The sequence below is a fragment of the Sphingobacterium mizutaii genome, assembly GCF_900187125.1.
GTDB lineage: Bacteria > Bacteroidota > Bacteroidia > Sphingobacteriales > Sphingobacteriaceae > Sphingobacterium > Sphingobacterium mizutaii.
Genome location: NZ_LT906468.1, coordinates 2,421,138 through 2,447,319, shown reverse-complemented (window position 1 = coordinate 2,447,319; position 26,182 = coordinate 2,421,138). Strand labels below are relative to the sequence as shown.

Annotated in this window: 20 protein-coding genes; 5 read left to right on the top strand and 15 right to left on the bottom strand. The window is 37.4% G+C overall.

Annotated elements, in window-relative coordinates; translation table 11 throughout:
- Nucleotides 1-148: 148 nt before the first annotated feature.
- From CKW03_RS10545 to CKW03_RS10490, 12 genes are all read right to left on the bottom strand, one after another.
- A complete protein-coding gene (locus tag CKW03_RS10545) occupies nt 149-1,357 on the bottom strand; it encodes a glycoside hydrolase family protein (RefSeq protein ID WP_093097778.1) in 1,209 nt (402 codons plus the stop codon).
- 7 nt (nt 1,358-1,364) lie between these two features.
- The gene (locus CKW03_RS10540) at nt 1,365-3,512 is read right to left on the bottom strand and encodes a bi-domain-containing oxidoreductase (RefSeq protein WP_093096526.1); all 2,148 of its coding nucleotides are present in this window, start codon (nt 3,510-3,512) and stop codon (nt 1,365-1,367) included.
- A 2-nt stretch (nt 3,513-3,514) separates the two neighbouring features.
- Complete coding sequence (locus CKW03_RS10535) at nt 3,515-4,807, bottom strand: hypothetical protein (protein ID WP_093096524.1); 1,293 nt, start codon at nt 4,805-4,807, stop codon at nt 3,515-3,517.
- Nucleotides 4,794-5,927: a glycosyltransferase family 4 protein gene (locus CKW03_RS10530; protein ID WP_093096521.1), complete on the bottom strand. Its 1,134-nt coding sequence runs from the start codon at nt 5,925-5,927 to the stop codon at nt 4,794-4,796. The genes CKW03_RS10535 and CKW03_RS10530 overlap by 14 nt, the downstream gene beginning before the upstream one ends.
- Before the next feature lie 7 nt (nt 5,928-5,934).
- On the bottom strand, nt 5,935-7,080 hold the full coding sequence (locus CKW03_RS10525) for a hypothetical protein (RefSeq protein WP_093096518.1): 1,146 nt from the start codon (nt 7,078-7,080) through the stop codon (nt 5,935-5,937).
- Between the two features lie 96 nt (nt 7,081-7,176).
- Nucleotides 7,177-8,379, bottom strand: coding sequence for a hypothetical protein (locus CKW03_RS10520; protein WP_093096517.1), 1,203 nt, complete (start codon nt 8,377-8,379; stop codon nt 7,177-7,179).
- A gap of 42 nt (nt 8,380-8,421) precedes the next feature.
- Entirely contained in the window at nt 8,422-10,833 is a 2,412-nt protein-coding gene (locus CKW03_RS10515) for a GumC family protein (RefSeq protein ID WP_093096516.1), read from the bottom strand.
- A 29-nt stretch (nt 10,834-10,862) separates the two neighbouring features.
- Nucleotides 10,863-11,615 (bottom strand): polysaccharide biosynthesis/export family protein, encoded by a 753-nt coding sequence (locus tag CKW03_RS10510; protein ID WP_236736460.1) that lies wholly within the window; start codon nt 11,613-11,615, stop codon nt 10,863-10,865.
- 98 nt (nt 11,616-11,713) lie between these two features.
- A complete protein-coding gene (locus CKW03_RS10505) occupies nt 11,714-12,415 on the bottom strand; it encodes a tyrosine-protein phosphatase (protein WP_139185444.1) in 702 nt (233 codons plus the stop codon).
- Between the two features lie 159 nt (nt 12,416-12,574).
- A complete protein-coding gene (locus tag CKW03_RS10500) occupies nt 12,575-14,200 on the bottom strand; it encodes a hypothetical protein (RefSeq protein ID WP_093096512.1) in 1,626 nt (541 codons plus the stop codon).
- A gap of 18 nt (nt 14,201-14,218) precedes the next feature.
- Nucleotides 14,219-14,953 (bottom strand): hypothetical protein, encoded by a 735-nt coding sequence (locus CKW03_RS10495; protein WP_093096510.1) that lies wholly within the window; start codon nt 14,951-14,953, stop codon nt 14,219-14,221.
- 42 nt (nt 14,954-14,995) lie between these two features.
- A complete protein-coding gene (locus tag CKW03_RS10490; RefSeq protein WP_157739485.1) occupies nt 14,996-16,372 on the bottom strand; it encodes an exopolysaccharide biosynthesis polyprenyl glycosylphosphotransferase in 1,377 nt (458 codons plus the stop codon).
- A 632-nt stretch (nt 16,373-17,004) separates the two neighbouring features.
- Here CKW03_RS10490 and CKW03_RS10485 point away from each other — a divergent pair.
- Complete coding sequence (locus CKW03_RS10485; RefSeq protein WP_093096505.1) at nt 17,005-17,340, top strand: MGMT family protein; 336 nt, start codon at nt 17,005-17,007, stop codon at nt 17,338-17,340.
- On the opposite strand, the gene CKW03_RS10480 is transcribed toward CKW03_RS10485, so the two are convergent.
- Both CKW03_RS10480 and CKW03_RS10475 read right to left on the bottom strand, forming a co-directional pair.
- On the bottom strand, nt 17,337-18,104 hold the full coding sequence (locus tag CKW03_RS10480) for a methyltransferase domain-containing protein (RefSeq protein ID WP_093096503.1): 768 nt from the start codon (nt 18,102-18,104) through the stop codon (nt 17,337-17,339). The genes CKW03_RS10485 and CKW03_RS10480 overlap by 4 nt on opposite strands.
- 9 nt (nt 18,105-18,113) lie before the next feature.
- On the bottom strand, nt 18,114-18,749 hold the full coding sequence (locus CKW03_RS10475) for a LysE family translocator (protein WP_093096501.1): 636 nt from the start codon (nt 18,747-18,749) through the stop codon (nt 18,114-18,116).
- Nucleotides 18,750-18,883: 134 nt separating this feature from the next.
- Here CKW03_RS10475 and CKW03_RS10470 point away from each other — a divergent pair, with 134 nt between their 5' ends.
- Entirely contained in the window at nt 18,884-19,597 is a 714-nt protein-coding gene (locus tag CKW03_RS10470; protein WP_139185443.1) for a DUF2711 family protein, read from the top strand.
- Nucleotides 19,598-19,677: 80 nt separating this feature from the next.
- Nucleotides 19,678-21,213: a SulP family inorganic anion transporter gene (locus tag CKW03_RS10465; protein WP_093096498.1), complete on the top strand. Its 1,536-nt coding sequence runs from the start codon at nt 19,678-19,680 to the stop codon at nt 21,211-21,213.
- Between the two features lie 68 nt (nt 21,214-21,281).
- Here CKW03_RS10465 and CKW03_RS10460 read toward each other — a convergent pair whose 3' ends face one another.
- Entirely contained in the window at nt 21,282-22,886 is a 1,605-nt protein-coding gene (locus tag CKW03_RS10460) for a M60 family metallopeptidase (RefSeq protein WP_093096495.1), read from the bottom strand.
- Between the two features lie 199 nt (nt 22,887-23,085).
- Between CKW03_RS10460 and bla the strand changes: the two genes are divergently transcribed.
- Both bla and CKW03_RS10450 read left to right on the top strand, forming a co-directional pair.
- Nucleotides 23,086-23,985: a class A beta-lactamase, subclass A2 gene (gene bla, locus CKW03_RS10455; RefSeq protein ID WP_093096492.1), complete on the top strand. Its 900-nt coding sequence runs from the start codon at nt 23,086-23,088 to the stop codon at nt 23,983-23,985.
- 1,398 nt (nt 23,986-25,383) lie between these two features.
- Nucleotides 25,384-25,944 (top strand): DUF4256 domain-containing protein, encoded by a 561-nt coding sequence (locus CKW03_RS10450; RefSeq protein WP_093096490.1) that lies wholly within the window; start codon nt 25,384-25,386, stop codon nt 25,942-25,944.
- Nucleotides 25,945-26,182 lie beyond the last annotated feature (238 nt).

Here is a 26,182-nt window from a genome sequence, read left to right as displayed (position 1 = left end):
GACCCATAGTTAATGAATGGATAGGGCAATTCATGATATTTACAGTAGGTATCTTTTTAGATTCCATAATAGATTCGCTTTTGATTTATTGATTAATTGCTGTTTTTAGGCTTTTTATTATAAAAATGGAGCCCCAAAGACCTTCGGATTAATTTCGTTTAACTTGAAATGTAACTTTGCTGTTTGTTGCTAATTCAGAAGTATTCTCATTGAATAAAAATTCTGTGAAAGCATAAAACATCCAAGCCTGTGCCCATCTCATATACGGAATCTTAGAATTGAAATTCTTTTTTAACTGATAATAGAAATATCCTTTTGGATCTTGCATATTGATTATGGTCCACATCAAAACACTCTTGGTCAAGTCTATATTTTCATCCCAGATCTTTAGTCTGGAAAGTGTTATAATCAATTGCGAAGTGGCATGTACATCAATTGGATAGATTCGGTTATTATAATACTTTGGAATTCCCTTGCTTGTAAAAAAGTTCTTTAGGTAATAGTTTGTCCCACTTTCTATGACCTGATTAAAGCTCTTATCTCCAGAATATTGTTGATAGGCATGTATGCATTCTAGGTTATAGCCAGTATGGAAACTATCGATCCATTGATGGAAAGGTAAAGTTCCATAAGCCCATTCTCCATTTTTTTGTTGATGCTTGGCAGCAAATGAAACCGATTTTCTTGCTTCAGTCAATAAGTTTTCATCTTTCGTGTGCCCATATATCTGACTTAATAATCGACTCCCTAACAAGGAGGCATTAAAGACCTGGGTTTTATCCAGAGGAGAATAAGAAAATGAGAAATCTCCATCCTTATCATAAGTCCTATTTAAATCTTTTAATATAAAATACTGGGTATCTATTGCCGTATTTAAGTATTCCAAGCGCTTGGTAATCCGATATGCTTCAAGCAAAGCTGATGCTATAAATGTGGTTGCTACAACCGTTGGTGTTCCTTTTGGTTGGAAAAAAGCACGAGCTTGCCAGTCAAAATTATAACCCCAACATGCCCCAGAGTATCCTTCGTTTTTTATTTTTATTAATAGATCTGCTAACTCTATTATTTTTTGTAGATAATTTTCGTTTGGTGCCAATTTATATAGATTACAATATCCGTTTAAGAATAGCCCAATTCCCTTAGGGTTATAATCTTTATCTACGCCAAATAGTGGCCTAAAATTGATGTGGCTCCTTTTAAAAAATTGGATCCAAGCCAGTCTCGGCAACTCCAATTTTGAAAAGGGCATATTTCTGAAAAACCTACTGTTTAACCCATCATAAGGGTCCCAACCTTTAAATTCTTGGCTTTCGCAGTATGTTTTTAATTTTTGAAAGGAATAATAATAATTCATCATACGATCCTTACATTTCAATCATTTGAGGTAAGCCTGTATTCAAACTGTCGACTATCTTAAGCGTAGTGAGAGTCGTTAGATAGATGGATTGAAAGGGAATAGGTGCATCATTTCCAGCCCTTATGGCCGACAGAAAGGCTTCCAATTCCTCTTTATGCCCTTTTCCAACCGAACTGAGCTTTTTCATCTTATTATTTTCATATAGATAACCTTCTCTAAAATCTTTGATGACACCAACCTTTCCAGCTCCAAATATTTCGATGTTTTCCTTTGCTAATGATTTATCCCCGTTTGCTAAATAGGTTAAGTTTCCAACCGAACCATTCTTAAATTTTACCACTACAGCAATATTATCCTCATTCGTGATTTTACCATTGGAAGAATTGATACATTCTGAAAACACCCGAATAGGCTCTGAATCTGTAAAATATTGCATTAGATCAATGAAATGGCACATTTCGCCAATAATCCTTCCACCTCCTATTTCTTTTATCTGTGTCCAATGATCCTTAGGAATAAAACCTGCATTGACCCGAACATTCACGACAATAGGCTCTTCAACATTTTCAAATGATTTTTTTATTTGCACTGATATTGGTGCAAAACGTCTGTTGAAACCAACCATTAATGGATAATTGTTCTCCTTCTTTACCTCAGTAATTTCCATCAATTGCTTATAGCTGGTTGCTAATGGTTTTTCGACAAATACTGATTTTCTGGCTTTTAAAGCTGCAATGGCAAGTTTGGTATGCGATGAGTGTGGAGTGGCAATAAAAATGCTATTGATTTTCTCATTCTCCATCACATCTTTTATATCCGTAGAACAACTGTTGAAACCAAATTTATGAGCTACATTTTTTGCAGTTATTCCCTTAGAAGTGACCACTACGTCTAATGAAACCTGTAACCGTTTTACATTTGGGATTAAATAACTTTGCGCAAAGCTTCCTGCTCCAATGAAACCAATGTTAATATCCTGTATAGGATCCGATTTTAAGCTAACTAAGGAATTTGATGCTTTTGAATTAGGGTTATATTGCAATAAGATCCCAATATGTGGTTCCGGATTTTTCCCTAAAACGATATCATAGGCTTTTCCAGCATCAACTATATTAAAAACATGGGAAATCAACGGTTTAATGTCGATTTTTTTGCTCCTTAATAGCTCCAAAAACGTCTCCATGTTTCTTTGTTCCGTCCAACGCACATAGGCTATAGGATAGTCCATGCCAAGTTCTTCATATTTTTCATCATATCTCCCAGGGCCATAAGAACATGACATCTTCAAATCCAATTCCTTTCTATAAAAATGAGGATCTCTTGGAATATCCATTTTTACTGCCCCGACTATCACTACAGAACCCTTCTTTTTTAATATTTCAGAAGAAAGCTCGATTGGATCATTGGAAGGAGCCGCAGCAGTGATGATCACAGAATCAAAACCTATTCCCTTGGTAAATTCTTCGCAAGCAACCCTTAAATTTGGATCATTCCTGTTCAGCGCCTTTTCAATGCCGAGTTCCTTTGCTAGAGTGATCAATCGATCTGAAAGGTCTATTCCAAACACCTGGCATCCATTAGCTTTTACTAATTGACAGGTAATCTGCCCCAAAAGTCCTAGCCCAATGACACATACCCTTTCCCCAAGTGTTGGATTTGCTTGTCGGACACCTTGCAGCGCAATGGCTCCCAAGGTGGTAAAAGAAGCTTCTTCCATGTTGACACCATCTGGGATTTTTGCGACCAGATTTTGGGGTACAGAAACAATATCAGCATGTGAGGCATAATCCTGTCCTGCACAGGCAACCCGATCTCCGGGTAAAAACTTTCCCATGCTATCCATAGAAGCTATTACCGTTCCTGCAGTGCTATAGCCTAAAGCCTTTAATGAATCCAGTTTGGTCCTAACCTTATCCAAGGTCGCCATTAAGCCTTCTTTTTTGATGTTTTGAAGCACTTGAGCCACTAAATCCGGACGATGTTTTGCTTTCCCAATTAAGCTCGCCTTGGCAACCTTTACCGTACTCCTTTCCGTTCCAGCACTTATTAAAGAAAATGCATTTTCAATTAATACCTGTCCTTGTGAAAGGCTTGGTTGTGGCACTTCATCAACATATAAGGCTCCTGTCTTGAAATTTTGAATGAGTTGTTTCATAATTATTTAATAAGTAATGGAACCTTCCCCAAGGACGTTTTTATAGGTTGTTTATATTGTTCGAAACTAAAGTCGATTTGGATGTTTCTAGTGTCGAATAGGACATCCGGATATTGGATTTCCAATTTGGAAGAGTAATACACGATCAACTTTCCAGGTGTAGGTTGTTTCACTTGAAGAAAATCAATGTAATCAAATAGCTTATGATGCTGGCCGAAGATCAGACCCGTCAATGAAATCAAATTCCCGTTTTTATCAATCACAAACTCCCCTATCCTTCCCTCCTTAATTTTAAAGCTGTTCAAATAGCCATTATTGGAAAAATTCGGTTCTATCAAATCTTCCGTATCATATCGAATAAATGGAGTGGCTTTATTGGAAAAACAGGTGCCGATCAAATGATAGCTGCCATTGATTTTTACGGCTTCTGCAAATCCATAGGAAAGAAAAGGGACATACTCGTATTTTTTGTACAGTTCTCCTGCCAGAACTACTGCCTCTGTATGGCCGTACCAAGAAACGGTATTCTCCGTAATTGTATTTTCAATATAGTTCCTATACTGTGGAGAAGGATATTCGGAACTGAACATAATCCCCTTTATGTTTTTTTGAAGATATTCGAAAAGCGCCGGAAATTTTAATTCAACGGTTTTGATGAAATAAAAGATCGAGCTAGGATAGCCATGGATGAAAGTTGGTTTATATTTTTTAAAGACTTTTAGCAATATTTCAAAATCAGCGGTCTTTAATTCTGCATAAGCATCCAGTAAAAATTCATTCTGGTTATAATTGTATTGAATCAGACTATGGAGCTTTTTCCCCCGAATGGTAATTTTAGTATTGATGTACTTATAGCCAATCCTTTCCCATAAGAAATGCATGTGGGACCATTCTCGAGCATAATATCCTTTTTCCAAGAAAAAATCCATGGGTCTTCCGGATGTACCGCCTGTATTGAATTTTGCAAAGGCAAACTCCCGTACAGTCCTTTCATCAATGCCTACCGACTTTAATATTGTTTTGGAAATTATTGGAAATTCAAGGTAGGATTGGTTGAGATTATTAGGTAAAAGGGATCTGAAAAAGTCCGAATTTTCGGAAAAGTACTTGACCAGTTCCCCAAAAGACTTTTCTACATAGATCTCTTTCTGTCGATCGTTCAGGTCCAAGAAATATTGGATTTTGGACTTCTTTTGACAATAATTTCTTCCTAATCGCAGCGAGAATGGTATCCGGTTCAGTGGAACACCTACCGCGGGAGGGATGTTTTCTACAAGTTTTTTAATTGGTCGCATTTTGGGTTTTATTAATGATGTTTATTAGAGAATTTTCGAAAGCCTCCATCTGATATTTATCCTCAAAAGATTTCAAGGAATTCTTGGAATACTTTTCTCGCAGATCGTCATTTTCAACAATCATGGAAAGGATTGAGGTTAATTCCTCTAAATCCTCAGGTTTGGACAATAGCCCACAATTATTTTCTAACACGAGTTCTGGGATGGCTCCAACAGCTGTTGAGACAATACATAAACCACACATCATGGCCTCGATGATGGACAGTGGAAAACATTCAAATCGGGACGGGAACAGAAAAATATCACAGGTTTCCATTTTCCTTATTTTTTCCTCCCCGTAAATTCCACTATTAATAGATACATGCGCCTCAAGTTTATTTTCCCTTACATAATCCTTTATGGAATCGAAATAGGCCTGGTTGGAAATACCGCCAAATAGTTCAAAGCTTACAGGTTTATTGCTTTGCATTAATATGCTGTGAAAGGCTTTTAAGGCTAAAAGAGCTCCTTTAGCTGGTATATAATTGGAAAGGTATAATATCCTAATCTCCTTCGGGGAACCATTATGGTTTCTTTCAGGGAAGGTAATTACACTTTTTGGGATGCCATTTGGTAATATGAAAACATTCTTACTGACATCACGTACTTTTATGATATCAAAAAGTAACATCTTGGATAAAATGATAATATCAGCTGATTTAAAAACATATTTATAGATGCGATATTTGTTTTTGCTGCTATTGATCACCTTGTATATCCCTTGACCATGTAAATGATAAACTATTTTAACTTTGAATAACTTTACCATCTGTGCGAAAATCGCATCTTTATAAAAAGCAGCACCCGTTGGACTGATGGTGAGATAAACCAGATTTGGTCGATTGACCATGAGCTCCTTCAACACCTTGAAATACATCCCTAGAAAATTAAAAATTTTCCTTTTCCGTAATTTCCCTATATCGGCTAACTCATTTGCTGCAGAAATATTAATATGTTTCGTGCTAAAATGGTTATTAATGAGTGCTGATGTTTTAATAAAGGTATTCATCAATGAAGCCCCATGTACGGGTGGTGGTAGTTGAACCAGAAACAGGACTTTTACCTTATTGTTATTATCCATGATTATATCAGTTTGTGGTGAGCAATTGTTTGGATCCCTGAATAATTTCTGTTCTTCGGATATGGAAAAAGAATATCATTAAATAATACACGATCATGGTGTCGTAATAGATCAGCACATTATCTGTTATGTAGAGAATGTTTAAATAGATGGTCAGTAAAAAAGCAATTTTATTGATGAAGCCCAGCTTGTAAATAAATACTATCCAAATGACTAAGCCCAATAATCCTGTGTCAAAAAATAATTTCAATACATCCGAATGCAGGTTCTCCTCTTTCTCCAGAAAATTGGTCGTTTCCACATACGAAGTACCCAAGCCGTTTCCAAAAAAGAATTTAACCCAATTGCCTTCATCCCTGGAAAATAGGTTTTCATAGATAGACTTCCTGCCCATCGATATATAATCCGCAGATAGGCCTAGATACTGTTCGATGAATGGGTCATATTTCGATAAAGAGAATTGGATGATGATGTAGACAAAGATTAGATTGATAATGACAGCAATTAAAATAACGGCTTGCTTATTCAGAGACCGTATGCTCGGCGTTAATCTATTAATGATATAGATCAATATCAAAGCGAGGATAACAATTCGTTTGGATGATAAAAGGGTAAAGATTAATGAAGTCCAAAACAGCGCTTTCTTATTATAATAGCTGAAAAATATCACGAACATCCCCATAGGAAATGCCATGGTAGTTTCAAATGGTGATTGGGAGTCTATTAAGAACCTGAACAGGTTGAATTGAAACGGACTCATCAAAATGTTCTTGGCAGAAATAAAAAGGAAAATAATGGAAATCGTAATAAAACCAAACCGAATAAACATATAAGAGTAGTTTATCTTCCTATCCTGCCCCTGTTTATACATGATGGGCAACAAGAAATAAAACATGATGGAAATGGCTATAAAACTAAAGTCTTTGACAAACTGTACCGGGTCAAAGGAGTCTACCAGGAAATAGGATATCCCCGTCAACAGGATGAGAACGATGAAAACCCAAAAGAACTCTAATCGCTTATAGTAGGTATTGGAAAACTTTATACTTTGAAAAGTAGGAAGTACAAAAACAAAAAAGAACAAAAATGTAATTACGTATTTAAAATACCTAAACTCATGTAATACCAAACTTGACCCTATATAGGAAATCATATAAAGTATTAGAAACCAAAAATATATCGGAAACCTTCCAAATATTACTACCAAATTTTTCATTTTACTTTTATCAATATTTATTCATGCTCTTTGTTAATTAATCCGTTTTGGAATCAGCCTGAGTCTATAAATAGGCAAAAACTTACAGCTCAAACTGATAATTAAGTCATATAATCCGATTAGGATAAAAATGGAATAAATGGGGAAATGGAATTTGTTGAACAGCCACACCAACATTAAACAGATGCTGGAGGCAATTATGGTAATGGCACTATATAGATTAAAATAACCTAATGCCAATAACCTCGTCAATTCAACCGAATAAAAACTGTTGCAGACTATAATAAACAACAAAGAGAAATGTAATACTTGGATATCTAATTTAGATTCATCAAAAAACCATTTTAAATAAAATGGCCCTCCAATCAATAATAAGAGCACCAGCGACAAGCCCCCTATTCCAATCATATAGTTGATCTTGACAGACATGATTTTATCAGAAATTATTTCCTTGATATAGGTTTGGATGACCATCCTTTTGACCCCAAAAAACATGAGGTACAACTTTAGGAAAGCATAGATTGTCGCTAAACCTATACCTGTCCAATAGGCCGCACATATAATGAATATGAAGTTTTTAATGACATTAAAAACACTGGTCCCTATGCCAACTTGGATAATCTTGCCCAAGCGGTTCCATTCAATCTTAAAGTTGAAATTCTTATAAAAACTAAAGATTAGATATCTATTGACCAACAGGCTTGCAACGATTAAGAATAAGCCTAGAATCAATACATATACAATAACATCCACTGCTAATCCCAAAGCAATCAGGATACTTAAGATAATGTACGGGAAGGTGTTCCTGATAAAACTCGAAAAAGCAGCTTGAATTGTTTTCCCTCGCATATATAAGGCATAATCACCATTTATCGCAATGATGGGTGCAAACAATAAGATCAGCTGTACCGTATTTCCAGTAATCAATAAATGAACAAGTCCAACCATAAAAACGATACAGGATAGGACCAATCGAAAGGACAAGGATTTATTATAACTTTCTAACCAAGTGCTTTCATTTGCAATATCCTTCGCATAATATTGGGTAATCCCAATGGAGATAACACTAGAAATGATCAGGTAAGCGTTGTCAACTAGACCAATATCTTTTAGCAACGCCGAATCCAAGTTATTTACACTCACCACTGAAAACATGAAAATTGAAAGCTGACCTATTCCTGTTAAGAAGAATACAAAGATCAATTTGTTAAATCTTCCATTAAGTATATTAAGCATGCTTTTTCTGTGATTTAAGGTCAGCTCCTTTAATTATGATGATCATGTTGTCTTAATGCTTCTTTTTCGTTTTCTTAATGACCACCAATATTTTTTCCTTTCAAAATTCCCATAGGTTCCCAAGCCATTTGAATAGCCATAGCCATATCCATAACCATAGCCGTAGCCATAATTTGAATAATAATTGCCATGTGTTTTGATATCATTCAAAACAAGTTGGATATTGCTTATCTTCCATTTTTTAATCAAATCCTCCGGTATACGCAATTGCTCTTTATGGGTCATCTCCTGCCTAATCAGATACAAGCAACAGTCTGAAAACCTTGCTAATAACTGGGCATCCGTAACCATACCTATTGGAGGAGCGTCCATTAATATATAATCATATTTTTTGGACAGGTCTTTCATCAATTCGGTAGACCTAGGATGGACCAGTAACTCTGCCGGATTCGGTGGGATCGCACCTGCCTGAATGAGATCGACTAGCTCATGTACTCCTGATTTCATGATGATTTCTTCAGAACGCATCTCAGAACGTACAATGAAATGAGAAAATCCATTTCCCGTTGGTAAACCTAATTTGTTGCTTAAGGAAGGTTTTCGTAAATCGAGTTCCATTAGGAGTACTTTTTTATTCAATAGCGCTAGAGAAACTGCTAGATTTAAAGCAACATATGATTTCCCTTCACCAGACATCGAAGAAGTGAATAATATGCACTTCCCTCCTTTCAAAATAAACTCCAGGTTCGTCCGCATGGATCGAAACTGTTCTGCTATCGCTGACCTTGATGTTTTCGATACGACAACCTGATTATTTTCATCGGAATGAGAGACCATACCCAAAACCGGTAGATGTGGATAGTCTTCCAAATCTTGTGGCCCCCTAATTTTTAAATTCAATAGATCCTTTAAGTTAAAGGTGATAAACGGTAACAGTAAACCAGCCAATAGTGAAAAACCATAAACAAGGTTTCTATGCGGAGAAAAAGGATGTTTATCGGCTTTTGGAGAATCAATGACCTTGGAGTTGGAAACGTTTGCAGTTCGTCTAATGGCAGTCTCTTCCCATTTTTCCTGTAGAAAAACATATTGTGCCTGTTTAATTTGTTGAAGACGAGCCAGGTCGATAAATCCACGTTCCAAGGTTGGTACCTGTTTGATCTGTGAAGTCACGTTTTGGGCTGAACTCTCATGGCTGTCTTTTACCAATTCCAGCTGTCTTCGTGTCGAAGCCACATTTGAAATCATGTCCTGGCGAACGCCAGCAATCTGATTTGTGATATTCACTACCAATGGATTATCTTCGGTATTTGCCAGTAAAAGCCGTTCGCGTTGCAAGACCAATTCATTATATCGCTGAATCAGCTCATTGAATCCAACATCCTGCGGAATCACTGATGATGGTACCACCCTCGGGTTTTGGCTGTTCTTCAAGTATCCAGCTACGGCATCTATGGATGAAAGTTGGGTTTCCACCTCAGCCAATTCCTTGGAATAACTGACGGAACTCGCAAGCAATAATTTCCCTTGCTCAGATATGTCCGCCAATTGGTTTTGCTTTTTGTATCCCGAAATCCGATCCTCTACCCCTGCGAGCTCCTCGGTAATCTTGTATAATCGGGCATTGATAAATGCCAAAGTAGAATCAGCAATTACATTTTTATCATGCAGATTCAATTCCACATATTTCTCGATCAGGGTCTTTAACTGCTCCTCCCCTTTTTTAGGCAGTTGGTTCTCTAAGGTTAAATTTATGGTGGATACATTCTTGTTCGTGACATAAACGCTTAGCGAGGCTCGAAAAGCTTCCACCACCGAGCGAACTGGAGAAATTTTGAAACCATAATTCCCCGCATTGATCTCCCTTTTGACATCATTGATCACGATCCGACCTACATGCGGAAGGAAAAATTCATGTCCTATTTTTACCTTAAAAGCTGTATCTAAGGAAGAAAGAACCAATTGACCTTCTTTCATGGATTTAACCAAATATTCCCTGCTAAACAGGATCGAATCTGGATTGCTCAATAGTTGGACATCAAATGGAGCACTATAGACCGGCACATCCTGAAGCCTTCCAATTTTTTGATAAGATATATAAGATTTCTCCGTCAGGATCATTTCCCTTAAAAGATCGTCTGTTTTTAAAACCTCTACCTCATTGTCCACGGAATTTTTTATGCCGGCAAAGTCAGTTAATTCACCCAAGGTCGATGATGCAAATAATCCACCTCCTTTGTTCTCGTCAGATACCAATAGTTTAGCATGGATTTTATATTTTGGAATGGAGTGCTTCAAAAATAGATATCCAAAGCTTGCACCCACTAATCCACATATTAAAAACCAATACCAGTTGGAAATGATCCTTCCTAAAAAGCGAAGGAAAACCTTGTTGTCACTTTTCCTGTTATCAAAGAAAACTTCATCGTCCCAATCTAATTTGTTATTAGCCATTTTTGTGTTTTTTTATAATTGATTGAATATTAAAGTCGTGTTAAGGCGACTATCAGTACCGACAAAACAGAACCGATTATGGCAAAAGTTTGGGTTCTTGCAGCATTGTTAGCTGCGGCTTTGCTCTTGCCTGGCTCGACGTAAATCACATCATTTTGCTTTAAATAGAAATACGGAGATTTCAGCAATTCACTGTTGTTCAGATTCAATCGGACGAGTTCTTTTTTGCTGCCGTAATCTCTAACCAATAAAACATTCTCCCGCTTTCCATAAATTGTCATATCCCCAGCAAGACCAAGGGCATCAAAAACCGTTACTTTTTCATTAGGAACCGTATAGGTAGCAGGCCTTGTCACCTCTCCTAAAACCGTGATCTTGAAATTGGCAAAACGAACCTGGACCGTAGGGTTTTTATAATACTGTGCAGCAAGTTCAGTGATTTTTTCCCTGGCCTGGAAAGTAGTGAGCCCAGCAACATAAACTTTCCCGATCAAGGTCATATTTACATTTCCGTTTTTATCAACCAAGAATCCTGAAATTACCTGGTTTCCAACATTGGTGGCAGAACTGGCCCCAACTGCCTGTATAACCTCTGATTGATTGGCAACTGAGCTTGAGCTTGGATCAAGCGTCTGTATTACTATACTGAGGATATCATCAGTCTGAATTTTTGGCTCTGAATAAACGGATCCTTCTTTAGAAATATTTAGATCATCATTGGGTAGATCATTGAAATAAACAATCTTTTTGACGGAACAACTGGTTATTAATAAGATTTGCAAAAGGAAAAATAATCCCCATCGGAGATGAGATTGTTTTTTGGTTTCATGTTTCATTGGGAAATTCATTAATTAAATTCTGTTCTTGTTCTTTATTCTATTTAAGTAGGTATTTTGGCAAATAATTCCTCGTTGAGTATTGTGCACTTTTTAAACTGATTTAAGATATCCCTCCTTTGCAATCCTAATTCTAGGGCTTTGACATGCCTGGTATGATGTGAATCTGTCCCTAGAAGGTTAATCCATCCTTTCTCTATTAAGAAATTGGCCATGCGACTTTCGTTTTTTCCATAATAACTAAAGATGGAGAGCAGATTAAGTTGTAGCAGGCAGCCTATCTCTTTGAGTCGTTGTATTTTTTGTGGACTTTTATGGTAGTATAAGTACCTTTCTGGATGAGCTAGAATTGGAAAAAAGCCTTTTATCTTTAAATCAAATACCGCTTTTTCAATCAATTTGCTTTCCTCTAGATAGGAAAGCTCCAGTAAGACATAATTACCGGGCAGAGCCAGGATTTTTTCAGGCTCATTATTGAGCATTTTATCGAAAGAAGTATCAACCATATACTCTGCTGCAAAACCGCTCATGAGATGAGCCGCTTCTTTTACTGTTTTTAATTGTTCGTATTTATTGGAAATGGTTTCCATTGTATTAGGATATATTTCACTCATGATATGGGGGGTAAAAAAGAATTTCTTTAAACCCAGATTTTCTAACCTTTTTAACAGTTCAACACTTTCTTTGAGATTTTCACAGCCATCATCAATGCCCGGTAATATATGTGAGTGGATATCGACTGACATCCATCCGAGATCTGGATATTTTGGCTTCCAATTAAAAATGTTTAACATGACTTTTTTATGTACTTTGGAACAAATAGAAATATCCGGCCAGCTCGCCCGGCCGGTATATTTCCCTACAATCACAAGCTTTCACTTGGTTTTTTTGGTAATCCTAATTGTTTATAATTTATTGCACTCTTCTTTTAGAATGGCCAAATTTGTTGCCCCATCCATCGTTCCAATCAGATTTCCTGGAAGAGTGCCAACAGTGGCGGAATTGTCTTTTTTCACTGTTTTCCCATTGACAATCTTGATCCGATCATTCCAGATCGCTTTGAAATCATACTTTGTACCATCAGTTTTCAATAATGTCGTCCTCAAAAATCCATTGCCAACTGTTCCCAAAAACTTGTAGTTAGTGGTTCCACTGATACGATAAAACATCTGAAAGGTTGGTAATAAGGTAATTACTGAGGTTTTATTAGGGCACCTTACATATAACTGCAAAGTCGAAATCGCCTCCGTTACTTCACCTGGATTTGGTAATATCATGTTGGTGCTATGACCACAGGGTCCGAGTGCACCTTCTGCCAAAAATCTACCTGAACTATTCTTTACCACAAAAGTGACATCGTTGGTTGGAACATCCATTAAGCTGATGCTATTATTGCTTTGATTAATGGAATACTGGTTTGAAAAGATCACTTTTCCGCCCCAAATGGCATCCACCTGGATTGGATAGGTAGATCCATTTGCCATCCAATCACCGAAAAATTTAATTACTCTCGCTGATGTACAAGCTTCCCCAAATTCTCCTGCTAAGAAGTAGGATAAATGGCTAATTGGAAAATTAATGGAATAGCCTTTCGCAGCCGACCCACTCACGGAACTGTTCTGTTCATACCGCCAAGTTTCGTCCGCACTATAGCTGAAGATTTGGAATGACTTTCCAGCTGTTAGTGTTTCTCCAGAAATTGGACTAATATGCTTAGCAGAAACTGGCATCTGAACCATGATAGCTTTACTGAATTTCTTCACCTCTGTAGCATTCACCAACATCTTGACCTTGGCCACAGCGATTGGGCTAAAGGTACCTGAAGCTGTTCTGCCATCCTTAAGTATGACTTGGTCTGCTCGAAGGGTTCCGCCTGGCAAAAGCCTGGTCGCTTCATTGATATTGCCATCGATATTGGTTACAGTCACCTGTAATGAATTCCCCGTAATGATATTGCCCGCATCGTCCAAAAATTGCGTGCCACTCGGAATCGTCATTGTCATGTTTCCAATCCCTTGAGCTGAAGGAATATTAATGGTTGTTAGTTTGGATATGGATCCTTTTTTATCAAGTTCCAAATTATCGATTAGCTCTTTTACCCCGACTGGAATCACCAATGGTTTGCTAAGTATTATGGTTTGTATGCCTGAAGAAGCATCCGTAATGGCTACTGGAACAGTTTGACTGGTATAACCATTGGCAGTTAACTTGACCCGAAACCGGATTGGTCTTTCTGAATTGGGGATACGGTTCGGGGTTAATCCCAACGTGATGAGATTGTCTATAAATTTAAATTCCTTTTTCCCTTTCAGGTTATATATGTCCTGGATATCACCAGAAGCCAGGGAAATGGAAACGCCAGGTATGTTTTGACCTTCTGGATCTGCTACTTTTAAAGTGATATTATGCTTGATTACCTCTGTACTGACTTGTAAATTGAAGTCTTTCAGCGGACTTTCACAGGAATTTAAGGTGCTAAATAGTGAAATCGCTAAGCCGTAAATCACTAGTTTGTTTATCTTTTTCATCATTTTGTTTTCAATAATTACTTACCAGAATCTATAGCTAAAGCCAAATTCCACACGCGGCAAATAGCGATAGTTCCTTATGTTATTTTCGATATTGGAAGTGTTATTTACATTTCTCTCTAATAGTCCTGTCGCTTCCATCCTGACAGTTGGCCTTGAGAGGAAATAGCATCCCAGGTCCAGGTTCATTGAAAATCGACTGTCAATAATGATATTGCTCCAGCCAATCCCAGCGTAAGGACTCAAAGATTTTTTCCAATCAACCTGGGTACTTATAGTGCCCGTGTGGATCGGATTCACCTGGATGTCCCCAAATCTATAGGGATCTTTTAACCGGGTGGTCAATTGGCCATCCAGTTTATAGAAATAGGCAGCACCCGCCTGTATATTGAAACTTCTAAAAAAACCAGATTTTAGGTAAAAGGGATTCCAGCCAAAAGCCACTGATACATTGCCTGATTTTGCTTGGGCATCACTTCTCGTTAATAAATTGTTATAGGTACCAGTGATATTGCTGTTGAAGGGCATATAACTCGCTCCAAACCGAAATCCGAATTGTGGCCCAATGGGTTGGTAAAAATGTAAACCAACGCCTGTGGAACCCATATGAACCCCTAACGCGTTCGGATATGGGAAACCATTCAGGTAGGCTGATTGGGGGATACTATCGCGTTGCCCATTACCATAGAGTTCCAAAGGCATAAATGCAAGAGAACTCAATAGCAAGTAAAAAATGGTATAAAATCTGATCTTCATAATTCGTATTGTTTTCTTATTTTTATATGGGTTAATTGATGATTAATAAGCATTCTTCTCGCCTCGAAGCATGTTCCATGCGGTCATAAAAATTATTTTAAAATCCAGCATGACAGTCCAATTACTGATATATTCCAAGTCATATTCTACCCTTTTTGCCATCAGGTCAGACTCCCTGGTTTCTCCTCGGTAGCCATTGACCTGCGCCCATCCGGTAATACCCGGCTTGACAAAATGCCTCAGCATATAATGTTGGATTAATTTGCTGTAATGCTCAGTATGGGATAACATATGTGGTCGAGGGCCCACAATGGTCATTTGTCCTTTAAATACATTGATAAATTGAGGAAACTCATCTAAATTGGTCTTCCTCAAAAACCTACCAATAGGTGTGATCCGCTTATCGTCCTTGCTAGCTTGTGCTTTATTCGATTCTGAATTGACGACCATGCTCCTGAATTTTAGGCAGTTGAACGTTTCATTGTTCCGGCCAGAGCGAGGTTGCTTAAAAAAGATTGGTCCAGGACTTTGGATCTTGATCAATAATCCAATCAATGGTACCATCCAACTCAGGATAAAAACAATGACCAATCCTGAAATAATAATATCAACAATCCGTTTTTTTAACCGATTCTCAATGTTAGAGAGTGAATCCTCATGTGATCGAATGATGGGGAGACTTGCACCCAAGATATTTCCCTTAGTTTTCCTATGATATTGATCCGTAATGGCAGGTGAAACAAAATTGATCTGTACACAATGGTTATTTGCTTCAGCGATGAGATCCTTGGAATAACTGTTTATATCAGGGGAACTTATGATAAAGACATCATGGATTCCCAAATTGGAAACCTCCTCAAAATATTCGCGAAATTGCGCTAACTTTTCTTCTTTACTTTTTAGTTCATCTTCCCTTTTGTATTTGATGGTGTTGATCTTATAAAAAGCATGGTAATGCCCTAAACTACCTTCAATTGCACCTATATAGTCGTTATGACCTATGATCGTTACGTTTTTGCTCCAGCCAAACCTTCTCGGAAAGACCGTATATACATAAGTCAACAAGAACCTAGAAAAGATGGCATAAAATATAAGGGATATGAAAATTCCCCCTAGAAAATAAAGTACCCCCTTAAAATGATAGCCAATCAAAACACAGGTCGCAAATACGCAAAACATGGTTAATAAGGAAAGGTTGGTCTGCCGAAATACCAATTCGAGCTTTTCGATAACCTGACTCTCATATAACCTGAAATAAAGGGAAGAAATAATAGCAACCAGATTGAAGGTCAGCCAGAGTGAATAAAAATTACTTGAGATTATCTCCTTTTCTATGACTAATCCCAAGTTAATACCTGCAACAGACACGATTAAGAATAACAGGTTAATACAAAGTGCATCGGTTAGACCTAATAGCATTTTTATTAATATCAATACTGGATTTTGGACATACTTGTGCATATCGTTATCAAAATAAATTCAATACAATAAAATACCTTATGTGAAATATTTAATCTATTCAGGCTATCGGAAAGATGTTAAGCAACCATATTTTTTTAAACGATAATTACCGCCCAATAAAATATTGATCTTGCAAATGTCTAGATAGCAATAGATGATCAGTATGCCCCTTAATGCACACACATGAATTTATAACTGATTTTTTTCATCATTTTTTATTTAGTTAATATTTTGGTTGGTTTATATTAAAAACAAAGCTTTATTAGCTTATTATTAATAACATTAAATGTTTTCAGTGACTCTCATCACGAGCAAGGGAAAGGATTTGAAGATTGTAGTACACAAATGTAATTATATTAATGATAAATAAATTATCATTATTGTTAAATCTATATTAACTATTCTTTCATTTAAATTGTTCTTGAATTTAATTTTCTTATTCTTTAGGTAAAGTACTCTTACCATTGTTAGAAAAGCAAACCAAACTAATTTGTAATGTTTTTTTATTAATGATGTCGGTAAAATTATTAGAATATTAAAAAACTAATCCTACTCTTCAGCAAGATCCAATACGAAATCCTTATTTTGATATGCTCCAAATCCAACTTGAAGAATACTTCCTTGGCCAACACTTGGATTTTTTAATCCCAATGGTAATTTCAGGAACAGATTTTCTAATGAAAGTTTGGAGAGAAATTCGAAGGATAAAATATGGCCACAGCCTCAAGCTTAGACAAATTGCTTACAAGCTGGATAAACCGAATGTGATGAATTCGATATCATATGCCTATAACAAGAACAGACTGAAAATCCTTATTCCAAGGTATAGAATAAACCGCATGGGCAACCACAATACGGCTTTAGAAGGAGGGATTTGGCGGATACAATGGTTGCAAGATTTCGAAAAAAGAAACCTACAATCCTAACCTCTTCTTCCATAAATCAATAAACGCTTAAAGGCGTAAATTGCAGGAAACCTACTGTACTCTTCCCCTATTCTTTTCTTGAATTCTTGAATAAAATCATCCTTGACTTCTCCCTTCAAAATTTCTAAATAGGGAATCATTGCCGAACCTGAAATAAAATCATATAATTCATCTACATTTTCAGCAATCTGTGGGTATACCTTTTGATAGATTTCAATATCCTTTATCTGATTTTCAAACAGGATCTTGGCATATTGATCCATGGAAAGTACGGGTGATTTTCGGATAAAATGGTTCAGATGGCTAGCAAAAGGCTCTTCCTGTACCAGTTTGATTAGGATCTGGTTTAATGCGTTTTCATTCTGAACAGGCATTTGGATGGCCAACTGGCCCCCAGTTTTTAACTTAGCAATGATTTTAGGGAATAGAACCTCATGCTTATCCAACCACTGCAATGCGGCATTGCTGAAAATCAAGTCCCAACTTGTTTGGTCCTCCAGGTTGTCCTCAATGGACTCCATCCGAAAGGAAAGTCGGCTATTTTCAAAAGCCTTTGACTTTTCGAGCATTTCTGCTGAACTATCTATACCCAAGATTTTGGCTTCCTTAAATCGATGAGCAAGAGTTGCAGTCTGTTCACCAGTTCCACAGCCTAAATCAATACATTCCATAGCACCAAGATCTTCTACTAAATTTAGCAAATCATAGAATGGTTTATATCGAATGTCTTTATAGCGATTGTATACTTCCGGATCCCAAGGCATAATGCTGAATTATTTAAGTTTTGAAAATGCTACTTTAATTCCCATCAAAATAAATACCATTCCTGAAAATTTATCCATAAATCCCTTGATCTTATTGTTTTCCTTGATCTTAGCGGAGAACAGGTTCATGGAAAGTGCCAATATGCAATAATAAATCAGTCCTAATATGGCATAAGTAAATCCTAGGACAATAAAAGGAATAGAAGAACCTACAGCTTCTTTTTGGACAAACTGAGGGAAAAAAGAAAGAAAAAATAGAGCCACTTTAGGATTCAATACATTGGTGATCAATCCTGATTTAAAGTTTTTCCAACCACTTTCTGTCTCCGATGAAATTTGCGCTAGATTGAAGTTCTTCTCTTTAGATAAGATGGATTTTATCCCTAAATAGATTAAATAGGCCGCTCCTAGATACTTGACGATTGAAAATGCTAAGGCAGATTGGGCAATCAGAACGGATAAGCCCAATGCTGCAAACATGGTATGCACCAAGATGCCTGCATTGACGCCGATAGCAGAATAAATACCGGCAGACTTGCCTTGACTTATTGATTTATTCAATACAAAAATAGTGTCCATCCCAGGTGTAATTATAAACACTAGGGTTGCGATAAGGAAAAGCTCAAAATTAAGTATGCCAAACATGTCTAGGTATTTCTTTTCCCAAATCTAAAAATTTATGGGCTGAATGCAATTGAAAAATTAACCAAGTATTTCAAAATGTTTTTGATAATTTAGAAAGGAAGAATACCTGAAAATATCTTTTTAAATAAAGATCATTGAGAAAGTTACCCAAAATGGATAGGAATACCATTGGCCCATTTGCCGATGTCCCACTGTTAGATTTCTATAGCGGTGTCTTCAACTGTGTATTTGTTTCCTTAAATCCTTTCCTACAACTTCTGGACTCTTCCACCTTGAAACTTTCTAATTTCTGGGAAATAGATGATAGAACTTCTATTGATATTAAACAAAGGATACTTCTCCATACTAAGCCCATCAAGTGGGAAGAGATATTGATGATATCAGGTTTTCAAGGTATTAAACAAATAGATATTGCATTGAGGACTTCTATCGGTGGATTGGTCAAGCTGAAACAAGATTGGGTCCTTGAGGAAATATTAGATAATGCAATGGAGAATAACCAAATCCTAGCACCAACTGAAGGCCGCATTCCTGAAAACCAAATCAACTCTATTCTAAAAGCGATTAAAAAACAGGGATATGAATGGATATGTTTAGGTGCTGAATTTGGTGATGCCATGGAATTGGTCTGGATTGATGACCTGATCCAAGACAATATAGAATATGCTACTCATCAAAATCTATATACTTATGACCGCAAGATATTGATCAGCTGCCATTGGGATAGCTTCCAAATCTATATCTGTTCAAATCCAGAAAGCGTAAAAAAGATCGTTAAGGAGGCTTTTTTGGAAGGTTTTTACGCCAATGGGAAAACGGAGGTTTATTGGAGTGTAAAAGAAGAATGATCTTACCTCGCTCAAAATATTATTATTGGCAGAACTTTTTCAACAATATTCCTCAAATTTGCCATTCTATTGAATGATACATGAAGCTTCAAGCCATCAATCTTATTTCCAAGGAAAAAATCAATCTTAAAAATGAAATTCTCGCAGGATTAACGGTTTCTATGACCATGATTCCCGAATCGCTATCTTTTGCCATCTTGGCAGGACTTAGCCCGCTCACGGGGCTCTATGCGGCCTTTCTAATGGGGATAGTGACAGCCTTCTTAGGTGGAAGACCGGGAATGGTCTCTGGAGGTGCCGGAGCAACGATTGTCGTTCTGATCGCTCTAGCTTCATCCCATGGAGTTGAATATTTGTTTGCTGCTGTAGCTCTTGCAGGACTGATCCAAATTCTGGTGGGCGCATTTAAATTAGGGAAATTTGTCCGATTAATCCCGCAGCCGGTCATGTATGGATTCCTAAATGGGCTGGCCATCATTATCTTTATGGCTCAATTAAAACAGTTTAAAACTGTCAGCAATGGTATAGAAACTTGGATGACAGGTTCTCCCCTTTTCATTATGGCTGGATTGACCTTGTTGACCATCCTGATTGTTTTGGGCTTTCCTAAACTTAGCAAAGCTGTTCCGGCATCATTGGTTGCCATTATCGTAACCTTTGCTTTGGTGTATTTTTTTGATATCCATACCAAAAAAGTGATTGATATCGCATCCGTCAGTGGCTCCTTCCCTTCCTTTCATATTCCCAATGTGCCTTTTTCCTTAGAAACATTGAAAATCATATTTCCCTATGCTTCTGTGATGGCAGCAGTGGGTTTGATTGAGTCCTTGCTGACCCTAAACATGGTGGATGAAATCACCAACAGCAAGGGAAGTTCAAACCAGGAAGCTGTAGCTCAAGGAACGGCAAACTTGGTCAATGGATTTTTCGCCGGAATGGGTGGATGTGCCATGGTGGCTCAAACCTTAGTAAACATCAATGCAGGTGCTAGAACAAGGATCTCTGCCATAGTGGGTGCATTAGGAATTTTGTTTGTCATCCTTGTTGGTGGAAAAGTAATCGAACAGATTCCCATGGCGGCTTTGGTTGGTGTGATGATGATGGTTGCCATTTCTACCTTCCAATGGGGATTTTTAAGGCTTTTGACTAAAATGCCAAAATCAGATGTCTTGGTCGGTATCTTAGTAGCTGCAATCACCGTAATCCTCCATAACCTAGCTTTGGCAGTTTTTGTAGGTGTAATCATATCGGCATTGGTGTTTTCGTGGGACAATGCGAAGAGAATCAGGGCCAGGAAATCTATTGCAGAGAATGGGGCTAAGATCTATGAAATATATGGTCCTCTTTTCTTTGGATCTACCAGTAATTTTATGGATAAATTTGACCTGTCTGATGATCCAAACCATATCATTATTGACTTCCAGGAGTCAAGGGTTGTGGATATGTCGGCCATTGAGACCTTAAAGAAACTGATCCAAAAGTACCAGGATTTAAATAAGAGGGTAACACTCCGACTTTTAAGTCCAGATTGTGTTCGCTTACTGGATAATGCTAAAGGATTTATCGAAGTCGATATCGAAGAAGATCCTACCTACAAGGTCATGCCAAAAGGATAGATAAGTGCTATAAAAAAACAAAGCAGGTTTATGCTAATAAACCCACTTTATCTATTTATAGTCAGTGATTAAATCTTATCCGCCAATGTGGTAATATCAAGCTTTGGTTTTGCCAAATTCATGGCCTTTATGGCGTTTTTACATTCATCCACCATTTGTTGGGTCATTTTGTACTCATAATTCCCGTAATCATCATACTTCATGTCTCCTACATAGAAGAATCCATATTGGTCAAAGAAATCTGTTAGATCTGTTTTGGATACCTCACAGGCTGTTTTTACAAAATTTAATTGATGAACAGCTGGATTACGTTCTACAACAGTAGCTTCTCTTCCCCATTTTTCACGGATCTTTTGTCTAGATGGGCTATTGTTCACATTCTGTTTTCTCAACGTCTCAAATAGATCAGGATAGAAATCTGGATTCATCCCTTCCCCTTCAAAATATAATTGCAACTGCCAAAAAGGAACCAACCTATTGAAAACATCGGGATCTTGTAAATAGGAAATTTTCTTGTCAATAATCGATTCTTTGGCCAAATTGAAATTATTCTGTGCCAAGATTCTAGACTTATTTCCAAAGGATCTCATCACATATAGCGAATAGATGTTATTGCTGACCTCTCCTAATCCGCCCCAGCTCAACATCGGCGAAGTCTGATGCACATGACCAACTTCATGGCTGAATCCCCAACAAGGATCCCCGTTGATCACTGAACTAGGATCTAATACCATTTTCATGGCATAACCCTGTTTGTCGCCCATATAGGCAACACCATCACCATCGCGGAACATATAGTAATTATAGTTTACCCGCGCCAATATCTTATTGTCAGGAACTTTGTTGTACTTGATCAAGCCCATTAGGCGATGCTGTCTATAGACTAAGGAATCGTAATTGCTGATCAACTCCTTCCCTTTTCCATAAGCATATTTCTTTAAATCCTCTACTGGATATGCTGTTTGAATATGCTTGCCTTTGGCATCCATAATAGGAAAGACTGCTTGGTCAAGGAACGCGTTCCAATCTTGATCTGAATGCTTTTGTATATCAAAGTACCCATTTACCTGGCCTGAAAGAAAATGTATGTTTATTGGCTTTTCTTCCTTTGGTTTATCAGAGAAGTAGCTGACGTATGCCAAGCTGCCAAAATCCTTTAACTCAATAATATTGACCCCATTTCTCAATTTAAATTCCTTTTTCTCGATTCCCCATCCTTTAGGGTCTTTGGTAGGTTCTTCAGGGTTAGGGGCTTTACGCATCCAATTGGGAACCAGTAATTTGATTTCCTTGCCTTCATCAATTCCGTCAGCAATAATAACATGCTTGCCAACTGGTAGATAGACCCCTGTTATATTTTCATATTTACTATATCCATCGCCAATACTCAATTCCTGTCCCAATGTTTTAGGAGACAATAGAGCAGAATAGCTGGCATATTTATAAGGATCCACCTTTTTGCCAGCTAGTAATTCCTGTGCTAAATCACGGATGTCTTCGTTTTCAATTGCTGCGATTTGTTTCTTGTTTACTCCCTTTTTGAGTTGGGTAGCCAGGCCATCTTCGAATACCGCTAAATCCGAATAGACCTGATGCAGATCGTGGGCGCTCTGGGCACAACTGACCGCATTGATTAATAATGCTGCTGAAAGTGTAATTAGTGTTTTTTTCATAATAAAGGATTGATTCAGTACTGACTAAAATACATTTATTTTTTAATCTCATTGCTGTGAGATTTTGTATAATTGCGCTAATTCTGCTTTAAATAAGGTTTCAATCGTTTGACTAAAATTTTATTTATTTCCAGTCTTTTGATAAACAATAAATAATATCCAGTTCCGTTTAAAATTTATACCCTAAAAATCATATTCCATGAACTTCAAAACGTACTCTTTAACCCTTGTTTCCAGTCTTATTTCCTTTTCTGTTTTCTCCCAAAATTTGCAAGGTTTAAAGCCCCAGATAGATCAAGTATTGGCTAATAATAAAGCTAAAGTTGGGATTGCTATTCACAACGATACTTTTACCGATAGCCTGATCATAAATGGGGACTATCCCTATCCTATGCAGAGTACTTATAAATTTCACCTAGCCATTGCCGTCCTGGATCAGGTTGATAAAGGGAAGTTAACCTTAGGCCAGCCAGTTGAAATCAGTAAAGAGACGGTAAGCACTGATTTATACAGTCCCATCAAGGATAAATATCCTAATGGCACTACCCTACCATTAAGTGAAATTATAAGGTATACCGTAGCGGAAAGTGATAATGTAGGTTGTGATATTATGTTTGGATTGCTTGGTGGTACTGAGCAGGTACAAAAATATTTTGAAGAAAAGGGATATTCAGAGCAATCGATCAAAACCACGGAGGAAGAACAACAAGCTAATTGGGATATACAATTCCAGAATTGGACGAAGGTATCTCAAGCCAATAGAATCTTATTTGATTATTATTCCAACACGAAGAAACTGTTATCAGACAGTTCCCATAAATTTCTATGGGATACCATGCGCTCCACCAGCACCGGTAAGGATAGATTAAAAGGCTTATTAACTCAAGGCACAGTGGTAGCCCACAAAACCGGCTATTCCGGAATCAACAAAACAACTGGTATCATTGCTGCTGTAAATGATATAGGTGTGATAGAATTGCCAAATGGCAAGGTGTTTTATATTTCAGTCTATGTTACCGATTCTAAAGAAACAGAACCTAATAGTGCTAAGATCATTGCAGAAGTTTCAAAAGCCGCATATGATTATTTGAGGAAGTAGAGGAATGATCATGGTCCTTCCTAGCGTACAGGTCATCCATCGAAGATGGATGATGACAGAACGTTGGGAGCCATTTACGTACAGATTCTTCACTGATCGTTCAGAATTGGAAGTTTCTCAGAGAGCAGCGAAGAATCTATTTTTTATTTTTTTAAGGGAATGGGGTCATTGCGAATCGTAAGATGAGCAAACTATTTTTTATTTTATTTGACCACATGAACGGGAATTATTGAAAAATATTTCACCCCCGCTAGGGGTTATCCTTTATTATCCATTATTGCTCTACAAAGATTCCACCCCCTCTGGGGGTTCAGTAAGTGATACATTTAATTTTGGAGGTTTGCATTTCTCCGGGATGTTTCGTTCCTACGATGACACGTTTATTAAATCTGTGTTTCTAGGTATTTAGAGCTATATTTCCTCCCCCGAAGAATATTTTTTATCCGCCATAAATCCCCAGCGGGGATGAATTATTTTAGCGTGGATGGTAAACTATAAAGGTGTAATGCAAAAACGATGTTCGATTAATTGAACATCGTTTTTGCGCGACTTCCAGGCTAACGTGCCATGTCTGCTAAAATAATGGAACCCCAAAAGGGGTTATATCTCTAAAATTAAAAGAACATTTTTTACTTTCCACTTTGCTGTCATCAGCTTCCGATAAATTTAACTCAAATTTTTACTTCTCAGGATGACACCAAATACTTTAATATAATGATACAGCTCTTATAGGGCAACTTAACGTAAAAATATCTTTCTTTCCGGTGTCAAACTGAGGCACGATTTTTTCGGAAGTATACAAACAATGATTGCATTGACGTACAGGTCATCCATCTTCGATGGATGATGACAGAACGTTGGAAGCCATTTTCGTACAGATTCTTCACTGATCGTTCAGAATTGGAAGTTTCTCAAAGAGGGATTCAGAGCACAGCGAAGAATCTATTGTTGTATTTTTTTGATGGAATTTGTCATTCCGCAATCGTAAGATAAGGAAACTATTTCTAATAAATTTTGCAGGAATTAATGGGATTAATTCAGCCAGAAGGCTGACATTCTTTTTTAATATATACAACGGATATATGCAATACGCCCTCGGAATTGATAAAAACAAACCTCGTTCAATAATCCTGTGCCGGGTCTCGACTCCGCTCGACCGTCGGTGCGATCTTGGTCCATCCTCCCATCCCGAACATCCTGGTTCAAATACATGTTGCGGGCGAATTCAATTCGCCCCTACGAAAATTGGATACCTTTCTGTTGGTAAATTGATCTTGGTTCATCCTCCCATCCCATCCTGGTTCAAATGCTCCCGAACCCCATCCTGGTTCAAAATAATAAAACATTCATCTCCAACTTTCTGTTTTAAGCATTAGATTTGTTTATACGACTAAAAAAATGAAACCAAAAAACTTAGAACCCAAGCGTGCCGAAGAACTTCTCGAGATCCTTAAAAAGCGATTTGACAAGAATATGCATAGGCATCCCAATATTGACTGGGAAGATGTAAAGCCAAAATTAGAGGCTTCAGCTGAAAAATTATGGAGCATCAATGAAATGGAAGAATCAGATGGCGAACCTGATGTAGTATCTATTTACGACAATGAAGAAATTATCTTTATCGATTGTGCTGCCGAGAGTCCGAAAGGCAGGCGAAGCTTATGTTATGATGAAGAGGCATTAGAGTCGAGGAAGGAACATAAGCCCAAAGATTCTGCCGTCAATTTGGCCAAATTTATGGGGGTTAAGATGTTGAATGAAGAGGAATACGCTGCTTTGCAATCCTTGGGGCATTTTGATGCTAAAACTTCCAGTTGGTTGGAGACCCCATCTGAAATTAGGGAAAAAGGAGGTGCAATTTTTGGTGACTATCGATTTGGTCGTGTGTTCACTTATCATAACGGCGCAGAATCCTATTATGCCGCTCGTGGTTTTCGTGGTTTGATTTCACTTTCTTAAAAATATCAATTTTCCTTTCCAGAGGAAAACAAAACCTAGTCGATGAAAATTCTGCTAGGTTTTTTATTTTTAACACTAGAATATATTCGGGATTCCTTTTGACCTTATTCGAGGCATGTTCGGGCGAATTCGAACGGCTTGAAATCATTTCCGAATGATTCTCGAATGTGTCTCGAATATGTCTCAAATGAAACTATCAAAATTGGCTAATTTTTGAATTTGAAGAAAAGAGTTGTTT